At 69.4% G+C, this 17,301-nt stretch carries 17 protein-coding genes; 13 read left to right on the top strand and 4 right to left on the bottom strand.

Going from position 1 to position 17,301, the window contains the following annotated elements; all coding sequences use genetic code 11:
* The coding region (locus F0Q34_RS08730) for a hypothetical protein (RefSeq protein ID WP_206667980.1) at positions 1-186 on the bottom strand (186 nt) is incomplete at its 3' end.
* A 106-nt stretch (positions 187-292) separates the two neighbouring features.
* The gene (locus F0Q34_RS08735) at positions 293-631 is read right to left on the bottom strand and encodes a hypothetical protein (protein WP_149811831.1); all 339 of its coding nucleotides are present in this window, start codon (positions 629-631) and stop codon (positions 293-295) included.
* Positions 632-845: 214 nt separating this feature from the next.
* Between F0Q34_RS08735 and F0Q34_RS08740 the strand changes: the two genes are divergently transcribed.
* From F0Q34_RS08740 to F0Q34_RS08790, 11 genes are all read left to right on the top strand, one after another.
* Complete coding sequence (locus tag F0Q34_RS08740) at positions 846-1,052, top strand: cold-shock protein (protein ID WP_149811832.1); 207 nt, start codon at positions 846-848, stop codon at positions 1,050-1,052.
* A gap of 352 nt (positions 1,053-1,404) precedes the next feature.
* The gene (locus F0Q34_RS08745; RefSeq protein ID WP_149811833.1) at positions 1,405-1,617 is read left to right on the top strand and encodes a hypothetical protein; all 213 of its coding nucleotides are present in this window, start codon (positions 1,405-1,407) and stop codon (positions 1,615-1,617) included.
* Between the two features lie 112 nt (positions 1,618-1,729).
* Complete coding sequence (locus F0Q34_RS08750; protein WP_149811834.1) at positions 1,730-1,909, top strand: hypothetical protein; 180 nt, start codon at positions 1,730-1,732, stop codon at positions 1,907-1,909.
* 366 nt (positions 1,910-2,275) lie between these two features.
* Positions 2,276-3,898, top strand: a complete 1,623-nt coding sequence (locus tag F0Q34_RS08755) for a carboxyl transferase domain-containing protein (protein ID WP_149812119.1) — start codon at positions 2,276-2,278, stop codon at positions 3,896-3,898.
* A 5-nt stretch (positions 3,899-3,903) separates the two neighbouring features.
* Positions 3,904-5,883: an acetyl/propionyl/methylcrotonyl-CoA carboxylase subunit alpha gene (locus tag F0Q34_RS08760; RefSeq protein ID WP_149811835.1), complete on the top strand. Its 1,980-nt coding sequence runs from the start codon at positions 3,904-3,906 to the stop codon at positions 5,881-5,883.
* A gap of 148 nt (positions 5,884-6,031) precedes the next feature.
* Entirely contained in the window at positions 6,032-7,252 is a 1,221-nt protein-coding gene (locus F0Q34_RS08765) for an MFS transporter (RefSeq protein WP_149811836.1), read from the top strand.
* A gap of 200 nt (positions 7,253-7,452) precedes the next feature.
* Positions 7,453-8,367 (top strand): ABC transporter permease subunit, encoded by a 915-nt coding sequence (locus F0Q34_RS08770; protein WP_149811837.1) that lies wholly within the window; start codon positions 7,453-7,455, stop codon positions 8,365-8,367.
* On the top strand, positions 8,364-9,674 hold the full coding sequence (livM, locus tag F0Q34_RS08775) for a high-affinity branched-chain amino acid ABC transporter permease LivM (RefSeq protein WP_149811838.1): 1,311 nt from the start codon (positions 8,364-8,366) through the stop codon (positions 9,672-9,674). The genes F0Q34_RS08770 and livM overlap by 4 nt, the downstream gene beginning before the upstream one ends.
* Positions 9,674-10,501, top strand: coding sequence for an ABC transporter ATP-binding protein (locus F0Q34_RS08780; protein ID WP_149811839.1), 828 nt, complete (start codon positions 9,674-9,676; stop codon positions 10,499-10,501). The genes livM and F0Q34_RS08780 overlap by 1 nt, the downstream gene beginning before the upstream one ends.
* A complete protein-coding gene (locus F0Q34_RS08785; RefSeq protein WP_149811840.1) occupies positions 10,498-11,214 on the top strand; it encodes an ABC transporter ATP-binding protein in 717 nt (238 codons plus the stop codon). Before F0Q34_RS08780 ends, F0Q34_RS08785 begins: the two co-directional genes overlap by 4 nt.
* A 100-nt stretch (positions 11,215-11,314) precedes the next feature.
* The gene (locus F0Q34_RS08790) at positions 11,315-12,445 is read left to right on the top strand and encodes a branched-chain amino acid ABC transporter substrate-binding protein (RefSeq protein ID WP_149811841.1); all 1,131 of its coding nucleotides are present in this window, start codon (positions 11,315-11,317) and stop codon (positions 12,443-12,445) included.
* 103 nt (positions 12,446-12,548) lie between these two features.
* Here the strand turns inward: F0Q34_RS08790 and F0Q34_RS08795 are convergent, their stop codons facing one another.
* The gene (locus F0Q34_RS08795) at positions 12,549-14,171 is read right to left on the bottom strand and encodes an ABC-F family ATP-binding cassette domain-containing protein (RefSeq protein ID WP_149811842.1); all 1,623 of its coding nucleotides are present in this window, start codon (positions 14,169-14,171) and stop codon (positions 12,549-12,551) included.
* A gap of 335 nt (positions 14,172-14,506) precedes the next feature.
* Here F0Q34_RS08795 and F0Q34_RS08800 point away from each other — a divergent pair, with 335 nt between their 5' ends.
* The gene (locus F0Q34_RS08800) at positions 14,507-15,769 is read left to right on the top strand and encodes an MFS transporter (RefSeq protein ID WP_241665402.1); all 1,263 of its coding nucleotides are present in this window, start codon (positions 14,507-14,509) and stop codon (positions 15,767-15,769) included.
* Positions 15,770-15,838: 69 nt separating this feature from the next.
* On the opposite strand, the gene F0Q34_RS08805 is transcribed toward F0Q34_RS08800, so the two are convergent.
* A complete protein-coding gene (locus tag F0Q34_RS08805) occupies positions 15,839-16,819 on the bottom strand; it encodes a transcriptional regulator GcvA (protein ID WP_149811843.1) in 981 nt (326 codons plus the stop codon).
* Between the two features lie 109 nt (positions 16,820-16,928).
* Here F0Q34_RS08805 and F0Q34_RS08810 point away from each other — a divergent pair, with 109 nt between their 5' ends.
* Positions 16,929-17,144, top strand: a complete 216-nt coding sequence (locus tag F0Q34_RS08810; protein ID WP_149811844.1) for a DUF1127 domain-containing protein — start codon at positions 16,929-16,931, stop codon at positions 17,142-17,144.
* Positions 17,145-17,301: the final 157 nt, after the last annotated feature.

Consider the following 17,301-nt stretch of genomic DNA (forward strand, 5'->3'; position numbering starts at 1 on the left):
CGACCACTGCACGTCCACGCCGGAGGACTTCCACAGATTGGCCTGCCAGCTGGCCGAGCCGGTGTAGTCCTTCCAGTTGGCATAGCCGACCACGCCATGAACATAATCGGGCTTGTCGCCGAGCCAGGAGGAGAACTTCGCCAGGTCCGAGGGATTGTTGCCGACGTAAACACCAAGAGCGGTCATTGCATTTTGCCTTCTGGAAGCGCTGGCCTCCAGGGGCCTGCTCACGGGAAAGTGAGCGGAAATGACCAAGAAAAGGTTAATTTTGGGGGAGCCAAACCCCGTTTTTTCACTTTTTCGTGATTTTCTTGGGTGCGGGACTGGGATGCTGAAGCTTAGCCGTAAATTCGTATCGCTGGTTCGGGGTCCAACCGCCTGCGAAGAGCCGTTCCGTCGGGCTCCAGCGCTGGCATTTCGGGATTGCTGTCCCCGCCCCTGCGAAGGAAAGCGAAGCCACGGCATGCTTCGGCAACGGCAGGATGCCTGCGGCCCACAGAAGATTCGCGATGCCGCGCGGCGTTTCCGGCAGCAGCGTGTGAAGGCTTTCCAAGAATTCCGCGGAACAGGCGCCCGCTGCTGCCTTCATCCGGCCGCGAGCTTGTGCGGAGCGGCCTGCCGGTAGGGCCATGAGAATGCCGCCCGCGGATCGCATGGCAGGAGCGGCGCGTTCAGGGCTTGTGGGAACCACCGGGAAAGCCCATCTATGCCCCGTCAGTCTCGTTTGGTTCGGCCTGCTCTCCCTGCTCACGATCGAGCGCCGAGCCCGGTGTCCGTTTCCCTCGAAGTCCGATCCGTCCCGCGGTTGTCGCGGGCGGCACTCCAGTCATGAACGGAACACCATCATGCCGACCGGCACCGTCAAGTGGTTCAACGCGACCAAGGGCTTTGGCTTCATCCAGCCGGATGACGGCTCCAAGGACGTTTTCCTGCACATCTCCGACGTTCAGCGCTCCGGCCTGGCCGAGCCGCGCGAGGGCGACAAGCTCGAATACGAGCTGCAGCGTGGCCAGCAGGGCAAGACCTCGGCCGGCAATCTGAAGCAGGCCTGAACGAAAACGTGGCGGAGGGCCTGCGCCTTCCGCCACGTCCCGAAACCGCTTCGCGGTCCGTCGCGAATGAAAGACGCCTGGGAGCGGGCATCTTCACTGGCGCGAGCACCAGGACCGCGATCCGGTATTCCGCCGCTGAATGGCGGGACGCCTTACGCCGCAGGCGGGCTGATCGCGGCCTCCGTGTCGCAGTTGCCTGCCGCCCTTGCTCCGGCCTCGCGGCCCGGAATGCAAGCCGTTTCGTCAGGCCGGCTTTCGCTCCCTTGTTGTCCGAATAAGCGGCAGGGACGCGCGGGCCGTCCCGCTGTCCGGCCCCTGACGGAGGCCAACCCCGTCCCGCGAGGATTCGCACATGCAACCTCACGGTTTCGCCGTCGGCCAGAGCGTCGAGCTTTCTCCCGGCAAGTATGACAGCAATGTTCCGCGTGGAACCTATACGGTTCTCCGCCTCCTGCCGAATGATGGCGCGGACCGCGAATACCGCGTGCGGTTCCAGCAGGACGGGCATGAGCGCGTCGTGCGGGAAAGCCAGCTCCGCAGCGGCCCCGCTCCTTTCTTCCGCTGAGGCCGCGCGTTCCTTGACCAAGATGCGGCCGGACCGCCGCCGCGAGGGCGGCGGATAGCGGCCGGAATCAACGCCCCGCTCCGGCGGGGCACACACAACAGGAAAACACGTCATGCCCGAGAGCAAGACGAAGCCCGAGGCGCCCCCACAGGCCGCCGAGGCGGAGGTGGAATACCTCTCGAAGCGCCACCGCGTATCGGCCGCCATTGTGCGGGAGATCATCCGCCGCATCGGCTCCAGCGAGCGCTCGGCGGTGGAACGCGAGATCCGCAAGGGCCTCGCCCGGCGCTGAGCGCCCGCTTCCGCTGCCTGCCCCGATCCGCAGGCGGCGAATGGCCGCGCCTTCGCACCCCCGGCTGGAGGTGCCGAAGGCGCCGCGGGCCGCCGCCCCGCCACCGGCGCGATCACCGCCGCCCCTGACCCGGGCCGCGAGGGGCAAGCCAGAGCCCTTGCCATTCCGCCGGCAATTGCGCGGATTCCCTGCCCAAAGACGCCGAGCTTGAAGAATCCGGGCGCGGATGTGACGCTGGAAGCCTGGAACGCGCCTCATGGCCGGCGCAACATGCCGGCCCGTCTCGCCGCGCCGATGCGGCGGGACCGGGGCATCCGGGAGCCGGGCGAGGTGGAACGGGTGCATCCCGTGGCGGGGAAAAGGCTGATGTCGGTGTTGCAGACGGCGCTGGATGCGCGCTCCCCCGAATATGCGGCGAATGCCGCCCGGATGCGGGCGCTGGTGGAGGATCTGCGGGCGCAGGCGGACCGCATTCGCGAGGGTGGCGGCCCCATGGCGCGGGAAAAGCACCTGGCCCGCAACAAGCTGCTGCCGCGCGACCGGGTGCGGGCGCTGATCGACCCCGCCTCCCCTTTCCTGGAGATCGGGCAGCTCGCCGCGCATGGGATGTACAAGGGGGAAGTGCCCTCCGCCGGGATCATCACCGGCATCGGCCGCGTTTCGGGCCGCGAATGCATGATCGTGGCGAACGACGCCACGGTGAAGGGCGGCACCTACTTCCCGCTGACGGTGAAGAAGCATCTGCGCGCGCAGGAGATTGCCGAGCAGAACCGCCTGCCCTGCTTGTATCTCGTTGATTCCGGCGGCGCCAACCTGCCCAACCAGGACGAGGTCTTTCCCGACCGCGACCATTTCGGCCGCATCTTCTTCAACCAGGCGCAGATGTCGGCCAAGGGCATCCCGCAGATCGCGGTGGTGATGGGCTCCTGCACAGCGGGCGGCGCCTATGTGCCGGCGATGTCCGACCAGAGCATCATCGTGCGCAACCAGGGCACCATCTTCCTGGCCGGCCCGCCTTTGGTGAAGGCCGCCACGGGCGAGGTGGTGAGCGCCGAGGAGCTTGGCGGCGCCGAGGTGCATTCCCGCATCTCCGGCGTCACCGACCACATGGCGGAAAGCGACGCGCATGCGCTGGGCATCGCGCGCCGCATCGTCGCCGGCCTCAACACGCGCAAGCCGGCCTCGCTCGACATCGCGCCGCCCCGCCCGCCCCTGCATGACCCGCGGGGAATCCACGGGCTGATCCCGGCCGACCTCCGCCAGCCCTATGACGTGCGGGAAGTGATCGCGCGGCTGGTGGACGCTTCCGAGTTCGACGAGTTCAAGCCGCTCTACGGCGCGACGCTGGTGACCGGCTTCGCGCGGCTGCATGGCTATCTGGTCGGCATCATCGCCAATAATGGCGTGCTGTTCTCGGAATCCGCGCAGAAGGGCGCGCATTTCATCGAGTTGTGCTGCCAGCGCGGCATTCCGTTGGTGTTCCTGCAGAACATCACCGGCTTCATGGTCGGCCGGAAATACGAGAGCGGCGGCATCGCGAAGGACGGCGCCAAGATGGTCACCGCCGTCGCCACCGCCACCGTGCCCAAATTCACCGTGGTGATCGGCGGCTCCTTCGGGGCCGGCAATTACGGCATGTGCGGCCGCGCCTATTCGCCGCGCTTCCTGTTCATGTGGCCCAACGCCCGCATCGGCGTGATGGGCGGGGAACAGGCGGCCTCCGTGCTGTCCACCATCCGGCGCGACGCGATCGAGGCGAAGGGCGGAGGCTGGACGGCGGAGGAGGAGGAGGAGTTCAAGGCGCCGCTCCGCGCGCAATACGAGACGCAGGGCCATCCCTATTACAGCAGCGCGCGGCTGTGGGATGACGGCATCATCGACCCGGCCGACACCCGCACGGTGCTGGCCCTGGCCATCTCGGCCTCCCTCAACGCGCCGGTCGAATCCTGGGCCAGCCGCGGCCCCGGCTTCGGCCTGTTCCGGATGTGACGCCGATGTTCGGGACCATCCTGATCGCCAATCGCGGCGAGATCGCCTGCCGCGTCATCCGCACCGCCCGGCGCCTCGGCATCCGAACCGTCGCCGTGCATTCGGAGGCCGATGCCGGGGCAATGCACGTCGCCATGGCCGATGAATCGCGCCTGCTGGGCCCGGCGCCCGCGCGGGACAGCTATCTGCGCATCGACGCCATCATCGCCGCCGCCCTCGCCGCCGGCGCCGAGGCCATCCATCCCGGCTATGGCTTCCTGTCGGAGAATGCCGAATTCGCCGAAGCCTGCGCCGCCGCCGGCATCGTCTTCATCGGCCCGCCGCCGGCGGCAATCCGCGCCATGGGCTCGAAATCCGCCGCCAAGGCGCTGATGGAGCAGGCCGGCGTGCCGCTGGTGCCCGGCTATCACGGCGCCGACCAGTCGGCCGCCATTCTGCGCGAAGCCGCGGACCGCATCGGCTACCCGCTGCTGATCAAGGCCAGTGCCGGCGGCGGCGGCAAGGGCATGAAGATCGTGGAATCGCCAGCGGATCTGGACGGCGCGCTGGCGCTGGCCAAGGGCGAGGCGCGCTCGGCCTTCGGCGACGACCACGTGCTGCTGGAGCGCTACCTCACCCGGCCCCGGCATATCGAGATCCAGGTCTTCGCCGACAGCCAGGGCAACATGGTGCATCTGTTCGAGCGCGACTGCTCGATCCAGCGCCGCCACCAGAAGGTGGTGGAGGAAGCCCCCGCCCCCGGCATGGACCCGGCGCGGCGGGACGCCATGGGCCGCGCCGCCTGCGACGCGGCGCGCGCCATCGGCTATGTCGGCGCCGGCACGGTGGAGTTCATCGCCGAGGGCGATGCCTTCCACTTCATGGAGATGAACACCCGCCTGCAGGTGGAGCATCCCGTCACGGAGGCGATCACCGGGCAGGACTTGGTGGAATGGCAGCTTCGCGTCGCGGCCGGGCAGCCCCTGCCGCTGGCGCAGGACGACCTGCGGATCGCCGGCCACGCCGTCGAGGTGCGGCTTTATGCCGAGGACCCGGCGCGCGACTTCGCGCCCTCCACCGGCCGGGTCGAGCATCTTCGCTTTCCCGCCGGGGAGCACGGCATCCGGGTGGACACCGGCATCCGCCAGGGCGATGCCGTCACCATCCATTACGACCCGATGATCGCCAAGATCATCGCCCATGGGCCGGACCGCGCCGCCGCCCTCGCCCGCCTTTCGCGCGCCCTGGCCGGCACGGAGATCGCCGGGACCGCCACCAACCTCGCCCTGCTGCGCGCCATCGCCTCGCAGCCGGAGTTCCGCGCCGGGGCGGTGGATACGGGCTTCATCGCGCGGCACGGCGCGGAGTTGCTGGCGCCTCCGGCCGCGGCGCCGCGCGCCGCCCTCGCCGCCGCCGCCGCCTTCCTGCTGGCGGAGCGCACGTCGCGGGCCGCCGCCGATCTCGCCGATCCCCATTCGCCCTGGGCGGCCGCCACGGCCTGGCGGATGAATGGCGATGGCTACCAGGATTTCCACCTGGCGGATGGCGAGGGGGTCCGCGTGCTGCGGGCCCATCTTCGCCCCGGCGGCTTCCGGCTGGACCTGCCGGATGGCGCCGCCGATGTTGTCCAGCACCCTGGCGCGGATGGCGCGCTGGCCCTGCGGCTCGACGGGCGCGCCTTCGCCGCGCGGGTCCTGCGGCGGGACGATCATCTGACGGTGTTCGTCGATGGCGCCAGCCACGCGCTGCGCCTGGCTGATCCCCTCGCGGCGGCGAACACGGAGGGGCCCGCCGCGGGGCGCATCCTCGCCCCCATCCCGGGCAAGGTGCTGGAGGTGCTGGTGTCCCCCGGCGATGTCGTCGCGCGCGGCGCCGTGCTGCTGGTGCTGGAGGCCATGAAGGTGCAGATGCGCATCACCGCCCCGGCGGACGGAACCGTGTCCGCCATCCACTGCGCGGCGGGGGATCTGGTGGAGGACGGCATGGAGCTGGTGACGCTGGGCTAGGGGCCATCCGGGCCGGCAGCGGATCGGCGAAGATGGTTATGGTTGATGCACCGCACAACACGGCATAGCGTCTTGCCATGCCCAGGCTGACCGCCGCTTCCGTGCCGTTTCATCCCTGTTGCCGGATGCCGCCAGCCGGCTCCGCCGGATGAGCCGGCTGGCGCCCACCGGCCGCTCCGCCAGCCGCCCTAGGCTGGTTGTCGTCACCGCCATCGGCGTCGCCCAGATCCTGGCCTGGGGCTCGTCCTATTATCTCCTGGCGGTGCTGGCGGGGCCGATGGTGGCCGACACGGGCTGGCCGCTCACCTGGATCATGGGCGCCCTGTCCGTCGGCATGCTGGTGTCCGGCCTGGTTTCGCCGCGCGTCGGCCATTTCATCGACCGGCATGGCGGGCGGCCTGTGCTGGCGGCCAGCGCGGTGCTGCTCGCGGCCGGGCTGCTGCTGCTGGGGCTGGCGCCCGGCCTTCCGGTCTTCATGCTGGCCTGGGTCCTCATGGGCCTCGGCATGGGCGCGGGGCTTTACGACCCGGCCTTCTCCACCCTCGGGCGGCTTTATGGGGAGGCGGCGCGCCCGGCCATTACCCATGTCACCCTGTTCGGCGGCTTCGCCAGCACCGTCTGCTGGCCGCTCAGCGCCCTTCTGGTGGAACAGCTGGGCTGGCGCGGAGCCTGCCTGACCTATGCCGCCATCCACATCGCCATCGTGCTGCCGCTCTACCTGCTGGGCATCCCGCGCGAGGCGCGCCGGGCGGTGCCGGCGGCGCCGGCGGCCGGCACCGCGGCGCCATCCCCGCCGGTGCAGGCCGGGCAGTGCCGCATCTTCATCCTGCTGGCGGGAAGCTTCACCCTGGCGGCGGTGATCATGACCGTCGTGTCCGTCCACCTGCTGACCCTGCTGCAGTCGCAGGGCCTGGACCTGGCGACGGCGGTGGCGCTGGGTGCGCTGATCGGCCCCGCCCAGGTCGGCGCCCGGGTGCTGGAGATGGTTTTCGGCCGCAAGGCCCATCCGCTGTGGAGCCTGCTGGCCTCGACCATCCTGGCGGCGATCGGGCTCGGCATGCTCGCCAGCGCGCCGGGCGTCGTGGCGGCGGGCCTCGTCCTTTACGGCATGGGCGCCGGCATCCGCTCCATCGCCCGCGGCACGGTGCCCCTCGCCCTGTTCGGCAAGAACAACTACGCCGTCCTGATGGGCCGCATCGCCATGCCGACGCTGGTGGCGCAGGCCGCATCCCCCTTTCTCGGCGCCTGGCTGCTCGCCGCCTTCGGCGCCGGCCCGGCCCTGACCGTGCTATGCGCGGCCGCGGTGCTGAACATCCTGCTGGTGCTGCCATTGCTGCCCCTCGCGTTGCGGCGGCAGCCAGCCCCGTGAAAGGCCTGCCTCCCGGCCGGAAGGGCATGCGCCAGCCAGGCTGACGCCCAACTCCGATCCCCGCACCGGCCCCGCGCCCTGGTCCGGGAAACATGGGGGACGCCCGTTGCCGGGGCCCGGGGCCGCGATCTTCCTTTCCAACCGATCGAGGCGGAGACTAGGCTTCCCCGGAGGTTTCGAATCAGGAAGGGACGTGTCGCTTGGCCTACGCGCTGCAGCAGCTCATCAATGGCGTCTCGCTCGGAATGATCTACGGGCTCATCGCCATCGGCTACACCATGGTCTACGGCATCATCGGCATGATCAATTTCGCCCATGGCGACATCTTCATGGTCGGTGCCTTCCTTTCCCTGATCGGCCTGTTGCTGATCACCTCCGGCGGGATGCTGGACGGGACGGCGGCGATCATCCTGGTCCTGGCCCTGTCCATGGTCTTCACCGCCCTGTATGGCTGGACGGTGGAGCGGGTCGCCTACCGGCCGCTGCGCGGCTCCTTCCGCCTGGCGCCGCTGATCTCGGCCATCGGCATGTCCATCGTGCTGCAGAACTACGTGCAGGTGGCGCAGGGCGCCCGGGTGAAGCCCATCGAGCCGGTGGTGCAGGGCGGCTTCACCCTGATGCGGGACGGCAGCTTCGCCGTGCAGCTTTCCACCATGCAGATCCTGATCATCACGACGACGCTGGCGATCCTGGCCATCTTCACCTGGCTGGTGACGCGAACACCGCTCGGCCGCGCCATGCGCGCCTGCGAGCAGGACCGCCGCATGGCCAGCCTGCTCGGCATCGACACCGACCGGACCATCAGCGTCACCTTTGTCATCGGCGCGTCGCTGGCCGCGGTCGCCGGCACCATGTACCTGCTGCGCTATGGCGTGATCGACTTCTACATCGGCTTCCTGGTGGGGGTGAAGGCGTTCACCGCCGCCGTGCTGGGCGGCATCGGCAGCCTGCCGGGCGCCGTGCTGGGCGGGCTGCTGATCGGGCTGATCGAAACCTTCTGGTCCGCCTATTTCAGCGTGCAGTACAAGGATGTCGCCGCCTTCTCCATCCTGATCCTGACGCTGGTCTTCATGCCGACCGGGCTGCTCGGCCGCGCCGAGGTCGAGAAGGTATGAGCCTGGCCCGGACCCGGCGCCCCGTGCTCGGCGCCGCTTTGAAGGATGCGGGACTGGCGGCGCTGGTCGCGGCCGGCCTGTTCCTGCCCATGGTCGGGCTGCGCACCGATGTCGGCCCCACCGGCGCCCTGTTCCTGCGCACCCGATGGACCGATGTGCTGTTGCTGATGGCCATCGTCTTCGCCGGGCGCTTCCTGCTGCGGTTCTGGCAGGAATGGCGGGCGGAACGGCATGGCCCTTCCGTGCAGAAGCGCCTGGCCGGGCCGCTGTCCCGCTCCGGCCGCTTCGTGGCCCCCGTTCTGTTGCTCTTCGCCCTGCTGCTGCCGGCCATTCCCGGTATCGGGCGCTATGAGCTGGACCTCGGCATCCTGGTGCTGACCTATGTGATGCTGGGCTGGGGGCTGAACATCGTGGTCGGCCTCGCCGGGCTGCTGGACCTCGGCTATGTCGCCTTCTACGCGGTGGGCGCCTATTCCTACGCGCTGCTGGCGCAGTATTTCGGCCTTTCCTTCTGGATCTGCCTGCCGCTGGCGGGGCTGCTGGCCGCCTTCTGGGGCATCCTGCTAGGCTTTCCCGTGCTGCGGCTGCGGGGCGACTACCTCGCTATCGTCACGCTCGGCTTCGGCGAGATCATCCGGCTGGTTCTGCTGAACTGGGTTTCGCTGACCGGCGGGCCCAACGGCATCTCCGGCATTCCCCGCCCCTCCTTTTTCGGTCTGGCCTTCACCGCGGGCGGCGGCCCGGGCTCCTTCGCCGATTTCTTCGGGCTGGAGCCGAGCCCGACGCACCGCGTCGTCTTCCTCTACTACCTCATCCTGGCCCTGGCCCTGCTGACCAACTGGGTCACGCTGCGCCTGCGCCGCCAGCCGCTCGGCCGCGCCTGGGAGGCGATGCGGGAGGATGAGATCGCCTGCCGCTCCCTCGGCATCAACATCACCACCACCAAGCTGACGGCCTTCGCGCTGGGCGCCATGTTTGGCGGCTTCGCCGGCGCCTTCTTCGCGACAAGGCAGGCCTTTATCAGCCCGGAATCCTTCACCTTCATCGAAAGCGCCATCATCCTGGCCATCGTGGTGCTGGGCGGCCTCGGCAGCCAGCTCGGCGTCGCCATCGCGGCGCTGGTGCTGATCGGCGGCTTCGAGGTGTTCCGGGACCTGCAGGAATGGCGCATGCTGGTCTTCGGCGCCGCCATGGTGCTGATCATGATCTGGAAGCCGCGCGGACTGGTCGGCAGCCGCAACCCCACCGTCGCCCTGGGCGAGAAGCGGACCATCAGCGCCGCCATGGTGGCCGAGGGGCGCGGCTGATGGCGCCGATCCTGACGGTCGAGAACCTGACTATGCGCTTCGGCGGCCTGACGGCGGTGCGCGATGTTTCCTTTGCCGCCGCGCCCGGCGCCATCACCGCCGTGATCGGCCCGAATGGCGCCGGCAAGACAACGATGTTCAACTGCATCACCGGCTTCTACCGGCCCACCAGCGGCAGCCTGACGCTGCGCCATGAGGGGCGGGAGGTCGCGCTGCACCGCCTGGCCGGCCACCGCATCGCGCGCGCCGGCGTGGCGCGCACCTTCCAGAATGTCCGCCTGTTCGCCGGCATGACGGCGCTGGAGAACCTGCTGGTGGCGCAGCACCGCACGCTGATGGCGGCCACCGGCTTCGGCATCGGCGCCGTGCTGGGCCTGTCCGGCTACCACGCGGCGGAACAGGCGGCGATCGGCCGCGCCACCGCCTGGCTGGAAGCCTGCGGGCTGATCGACCGCGCCGACGACCCGGCGGGCAGCCTGCCCTATGGCGCGCAGCGGCGGCTGGAGATCGCGCGCGCCATGTGCACGGAACCCGCGCTGCTCTGCCTCGATGAACCCGCGGCGGGCCTCAACCCGCGTGAATCCCTGGCGCTGGGCGAATTGCTGCGCGCCATCCGCGACGGAAAGGCGGCGGAAGGCGCGGCCCCCTGCTCCATCCTGCTGATCGAGCACGACATGGGCGTGGTGATGGGCATTTCCGACCACATCGTGGTGCTGGACCATGGCAGCAAGATCGCTGACGGACCCCCGGCCGCCATCCGCGCCGACGACAAGGTCATCGCCGCCTATCTGGGCGAGGGCGATGAGGACGAGGAGGGCGCGGCATGAGCACGCCCCTGCTGGAGATCCGCGAGGTTTCCACCTTCTACGGCGCGGTGGAGGCGCTGAAGGGCGTTTCCATCAGCGTGGCGCCGGGCGAGATCGTCACGCTGATCGGCGCCAATGGCGCGGGCAAGTCAACGCTGCTGATGACCATCTGCGGCGACCCGCGCGCGCGCTCCGGCCGCGTCATCTTCGATGGCCAGGACATCACGGAACGGCCGACGCACCATATCATGCGCGGCGGCATCGCGCAGTCGCCCGAAGGCCGCCGCGTCTTTCCGCGCATGAGCGTGCATGAGAACCTGCTGCTGGGCGCGCAAAGCCAGGGCATCGACCCCGCGCCGGGCCTGGAACAAGCCTTCACCCTGTTTCCCCGGCTGGAGGAGCGCCAGGCGCAGCGGGCCGGCACGCTGTCGGGCGGCGAGCAGCAGATGCTGGCCATCGCCCGCGCCCTGATGTCGCGCCCGCGCCTGCTGCTGCTGGACGAGCCCTCGCTCGGCCTCGCGCCGCTGGTGTCGAAGCAGATCTTCCAGGCCATCCGCAAGCTGAACGCCGAGACGGGGCTCACCGTGCTGCTGGTGGAGCAGAACGCCAACCAGGCGCTGCGGCTGGCCCATCGCGGCTACGTCCTGGTCACCGGGCGGATCACCATGTCCGGCACCGGGCGCGAGCTGCTGGCGCGGCCCGAGGTGCGGGACGCCTATCTGGGTGGCCATTGAGGCCGCGAAACGGACTGGCGAAGCGGCGAGAAGCTTCCTAGGCTGCAATGAATAACACCGGCCGGCGATCGGTGCCGGCGGCTGAAGAGCGGAGGCTCCGATGATGCGACGCAGACAGCTTCTTGGCACCGTGGCCGGCTTGACGGCCGCCGGTGTGGCGGGGGTGGGCACCATCCCCGGGGCGGCGGCGCAGTCCGGCACCCTGCGCGTCGCCTCGGTCGGGCCCATGACCGGGCAATACGCGGCCTTCGGCGCGCAGCTCCGCGCCGGCGCCGAGCAGGCGGTGGCCGACATCAACGCGGCGGGCGGCGTACTGGGCCAGCAACTGGCGCTGGAGATCGGCGACGATGCCTGCGACCCGCGCCAGGCGGTCTCGGTGGCCAACCAGATGGCCAGCCGGCAGGTGAAGCTGATCGCCGGGCATTTCTGCTCCGGCTCCTCCATCCCCGCCAGCAAGGTTTATGCGGAGGAAGGCGTGCTGCAGATCAGCCCGGCTTCCACCAACCCGCAATACACCGATGCCGGCGGCTGGAACACCTTCCGCACCTGCGGCCGCGACGACCAGCAGGGCCAGGTGGCCGGCGCCTATATCGCCAAGACCTATCCGGGCAAGAAGGTCGCCATCCTCCATGACAACTCCGCCTATGGCAAAGGCCTGGCGGACGAAACCAAGAAGTCGCTGAACGCCGCCGGCACGACTGAAACGATGTATGCCGCCTACACGCCGGGCGAGCGCGATTATTCCGCCCTGGTGTCCCGCCTGAAATCCTCGGGCGTCGAGATCATCTATGTCGGCGGCTACCACACCGAGGCCGGGCTGATCCTGCGGCAGGCCAAGGAACAGGGCATGCCGGTGACGCTGATCGGCGGCGACGCGCTGGTGACCAACGAGTTCTGGCAGATCGCCGGCGCCGCCGGCGAGGGCACGCTGATGACCTTCGCCTCCGACCCGCGCAAGCGCCCCAGCGCGGCCGAGGTGGTTCAGCGCTTCCGGGCCAAGAACATCGATCCGGAAGGCTATGTGCTCTACACCTATGCCGCCGTGCAGATCTGGGCGGATGCGGCCAAGAAGGCCAACAGCACCGACCCCAAGAAGGTGTCGGACACGCTGAAATCCGGTGGCCCCTGGAACAGCGTGCTGGGCCCGATCAGCTTCGACAGGAAGGGCGACGTGACCGTGCCCGACTATGTCTTCTATGTCTGGAAGAACGGCTCCTACGGCGAGGTCTGAGGCACGGGCTTCCCGATCAAGGAAAGCCGGGGCGGTCCGCCCCGGCTTTCGCGTTTTCAGGCCCCGGCGTTCCTGGCCCACGCCCGGCCCGCAGGCCGTGGCGTCAGCCGCGGAGGCCCGGCGCCTCCTGCCCGGTGCGGGCCACATATTCCGTGTAGCCGCCGCCATATTGATGGATGCCCTCCGGCGTCAGCTCCAGCACCCGGTTGGACAGGGCGGCCAGGAAGTGCCGGTCATGCGAAACGAACAGCATGGTGCCCTCATATTGCGAAAGCGCCGTGATCAGCATTTCCTTTGTCGCCATGTCCAGGTGGTTGGTCGGCTCGTCCAGCACCAGGAAGTTCGGCGGGTCGTACAGCATCATGGCCATCACGAGGCGCGCCTTCTCGCCGCCCGACAGCAGGCGGCACTTCTTCTCCACCTCGTCGCCGGAAAAGCCGAAGCAGCCGGCTAGGGCGCGCAGCGAGCTTTGCGCCGCCTGCGGGAATGAATCCTCAAGGGCCTGGAAGATGGTGCGGTCGCCATCCAGCAATTCCATGGCGTGCTGCGCGAAATAGCCCATCTTCACGCTGCCGCCGACGGAAACCGTGCCCTGATCCGGCTCCGTCACGCCGGCGACGAGCTTCAGCAGGGTGGACTTGCCGGCGCCATTGGTGCCGAGGATGCAGCAGCGCTCCTTGCGGCGCACCAGGAAGTCCAGCCCGTCATAGATGACCCTGTCGCCATAGCGCTTGTGCACGCCCTTCAGGTTCACCACGTCCTCGCCGGAGCGCGGCGCCGGCCGGAACTCGAACACAACGGTCTGCCGGCGCTTCGGCGGCTCGACGCGGTCGATCTTCTCCAGCTTCTTGACGCGGCTCTGCACCTGGGCCGCGTGCGAGGCGCGCGCCTTGAAGCGCTCGATGAACTTGATCTCCTTCGCCAGCATCGCCTGCTGGCGCTCGAACTGGGCCTGCTGCTGCTTCTCGTTCAGCGCCCGCTGCTGCTCGTAGAACTCGTAATCGCCGGCATAGGAGGTCAGCGTGCCGCCATCGATCTCGATGACCTTGTTGACGATGCGGTTCATGAATTCGCGGTCGTGCGAGGTCATCAGCAGCGCGCCGTCGTAATTCCTCAGGAACTGTTCCAGCCAGATCAGGCTTTCGAGGTCGAGGTGGTTGCTCGGCTCGTCCAGCAGCATGACATCGGGGCGCATGAGAAGGATGCGGGCCAAAGCCACGCGCATCTTCCAGCCGCCCGACAGGGCGCCGACATCGCCTTCCATCATGGCGTCGCTGAAGCTGAGGCCGGCCAGCACCTCGCGCGCCTGGCTTTCCAGCGCGTATCCGCCCAGGCTCTCGAAGCGCGCCTGCACCTCGCCGAAGCGCTCGATATTGGCGTCCAGCGCGTCCATCTGCTCCGGGTCGGCGAGCGCCGCCTCCAGCGCCGCCAGCTCGGCAGCCACGGTGCTGACATCGCCGGCGCCGTTCATCACCTCGGACACGGCGCTGCGGCCGGACATTTCCCCCACATCCTGGCTGAAGAAGCCGATGCTGACGCCGCGCTCGACCAGCACCAGCCCTTCATCCGGCGGCTCCTGCCCGGTGATCATGCGGAAGAGCGTGGTCTTGCCGGCGCCGTTGGGGCCGACCAGGCCGATCTTCTCGCCCTTCTGGAGTGCCGCCGAAGCCTCGATGAAGAGAAGCTGCTGGCCGTTCTGCTTGCTGATATTGTCTAGACGAATCATGGATACCTGAACCGGGCGGAAGAATTCAGGGGCGCTTATGCCATGCCCGCTGCGCCGGGCCATGCCCGTTTCCCGGATGGCAGGCCATCATGGAGCTTTCCGGCCGTGGCTTCCCGGGGGCGCTCCTGCCCGCGGCGGCAGCCAAGGTCCCGTCGGCCCGGTGCCGCAAGTGCGCCCCCTCGCCAAGGCAGGAACGGCCTGCCATCCTGAAAGCACCGGGGATGGGGAGCGAGGGCGCTCCGGCCCCGGTGAGGAAAAAGGGCGGGGAAAGGACCGCGCAGGGCCGGCGCATGCTGGCCCGGCCGGCGGCGCCCGCGCCCGGGAGGAGATAGAGAATGGCAGGTCCGGAAATGCGCGGCCTGGGGAGCGCCCCGCCGCATGGGGGGCCTGCGGGGGATGGCGTGGAATCGCGCTATGCCTGGATGCGGCTTGCGGCATCCCTGCTGCTCGCCATGATCGGCGGCGTCGGCCTTTGGTCGGTGGTGGTGGCCCTGCCGGTGGTGCAGGCCGAGTTTGGCGTGGCCCGGGCCGGCGCTTCCCTGCCCTACACCCTGGCCATGGTCGGCTTCGCCCTGGGCGGCATCGGGCTGGGCCGGCTGGCCGACCGCATCGGCGTCTTCAGCCCCGTGGCGGCCGGCTCGGCCCTGCTCGGCCTCGGCTACATCGTCACCGCCCATGCCGAAAGCATGTGGCTGTTCACCCTGGCCTATGGCCTCACCATCGGGGTCGGCAGCTCGGTGGTGTTCGGCCCGCTGGTTGCCGACATCTCGCACTGGTTCAGCCGCCATCGCGGCATCGCCGTGGCCCTGTGCGCGAGCGGCAATTACTTCGCCGGGGCGGTCTGGCCGCCGATCCTGCAGCATTTCATCGCGACGGCGGGGTGGCGCGAAACGCATATTGGCATCGGCGTCTTCTGCCTGGCCACCATGCTGCCGCTCGCCCTCGCGCTGCGCCGGTCCTCGCCGGGGACCGGCCCGCGGCATGGCGGCGCCGACACCGCGCCGGCGGGGCTGGCGCTCGGCATGTCGCCGAACGCCCTGCAGGCCCTGCTGATCGTGGCCGGGGTTTCCTGCTGCGTCGCCATGGCGATGCCGCAGGTGCACATCATCGCTCATTGCATCGACCTGGGATACGGCGCCGCGCGCGGGGCCGAGATGCTGTCGCTGATGCTGGGTTGCGGCGTGGTCAGCCGCCTCGCCTTCGGCCTGATCATGGACCGCATCGGCGGGCTTGCCACGCTGCTGCTCGGCTCGGCCTTGCAGGCCTTCGCCCTGGCGCTGTTCCTGCCCTTCGACGGCCTTGTGTCGCTCTATGTCATCTCCGCCGTGTTCGGCCTGTTCCAGGGCGGCATCGTGCCGAGCTACGCCATGATCGTGCGGCAATTCTTTCCCGCGCGGCAGGCGGGCGCGCGGGTCGGGCTGGTGCTGTCCTCGACCCTGGCCGGCATGGCGCTGGGCGGCTGGATGTCGGGCGCGATCTTCGACGCCACCGGCTCCTATCAGGTGGCGCTGCTCAACGGCATCCTGTGGAACATGCTGAACATGTCCATCGCCTTCTGGCTGTTGCAGCGCTCCTGGCGCCGGGCTGCCCATGCCTGAAGGCCAGGAACGGGGCGCGGGCTGACCGCGCGGCTCCGGCAGGAATGCCGGAGGCTGCCTTTTCCCGGCTCAGGCCTTCGCGCCGCCCGCCGCTCCGCGCCGCGGGCGCTGGCGCAGGGCGACTGTGGCGCGGCGCTCGCGCGCCGCCTCCTCGAGCAGCCAGGCGCGGAAGGCGGCGAGGCGGGGTCGCGACACGGCATCCTCGGGGCAAACGAACCAGTAGCTGTTCTCCCCCCTCACCTCCTGCGGCAAGGGCCGCACCAGGCGGCCGGCGCGGAGATCCTCGCCCGCCAGGAGCTGGCTGCCGAGCGCGACGCCCTGCCCCGCCAGCGCCGCCTGGAGGCTCATATGGGTCTGCGAGAAATGCAGCCCGCGCGAGGCGTCCACATCCCCCGCGCCCATGGCGGCGAGCCATGTGCCCCAGGTCAGGTCCTGCAACCGCCCGAGGCTGTCGATCCAGGGGTCCTCGTGCAGCAGGGTGAAATGCGCCAGATCGGCCGGCGCGCGCAGCGGCGGCCCCGCCTCGAGCAGCCGGGGGCTGCACACGGGAAACAGCACGTCGGTGAACAGCAGGTCGGCATGCAGCCCCGGCCAGGAAGGGCCGGGCCCGTGGCGGATCGCCACATCCACGTTCTCCCGTGCGAAGTCGGTGGGCGCCGGGTTCACCTCGATGCGGACATCGATGTCGGGATGCCGGGCGCGGAACTCGCCGAGGCGCGGGATCAGCCAGCGCGCGGCCAGGGAGGGCGAGGTGCTGATGGTGAGCACCGGCGCGGTGGCATGGCGGCGCACGCGCTCGCTGGCGGCGGCGAGCCGCGCGAACACCTCGCGCAGCTCACCGCCATAAAGCTGCCCGGCATCGGTCAGCAGCACGCCCTTGGGCAGGCGGCGGAACAGGGCGACGCCCAGCCAGTCTTCCAGCTGCTTCACCTGCTGGCTGACGGCGCCCGGCGTGACCAGCAGGTCCTCCGCCGCCCTGGCGAAGCTGAGATGGCGCGCGGCGGCCTCGAAGGCCCGCAGCGAGGCAAGCGGGGGCAGCTTGTTGCGCATAGGGAAGGCTTAGTTCCGCTAAGCCTCAACAGCAAGCGAATTGGTTTGTTCCCCAACCGTGACAGGTCCAGGCTTCCGTCATCGCAAAGCCCAGGAAAGGTTTGGGATCATGCCTGTTCTGACCTTCGCCACCCATGGCGACGCCTGCCGGCGCCATCCTCTCTCCGCATCGCTCGGCGCCGTTCTTCGCGCAGCTCAACTGATGCTCGCCCGCCGGCGCGAGCGCCAGATGCTGGCCGATCTCGACGCGAACATGCTGCGCGACATCGGCGTCACGCCCTATGAGGCGGGGGTCGAGGCGAGCAAGCCGTTCTGGCGGCCCTGAGCGGCGGTCCGGGGGCCACAGGGGAAACGGCCGGGCCGCGGCCCGGCCGGCGCCGGAAAGCTTGCAGAGGGGACCTTCACGCGACGGGGCCGGTTCTGACACACTGGACCCAGGAACCGATCCGAAGCAGTGACGCGCTGTCCGGGCAAAAAACTCT

The sequence above is a fragment of the Teichococcus oryzae genome (assembly GCF_008386565.1).
Classification (GTDB): Bacteria; Pseudomonadota; Alphaproteobacteria; order Acetobacterales; family Acetobacteraceae; genus Pseudoroseomonas; species Pseudoroseomonas oryzae.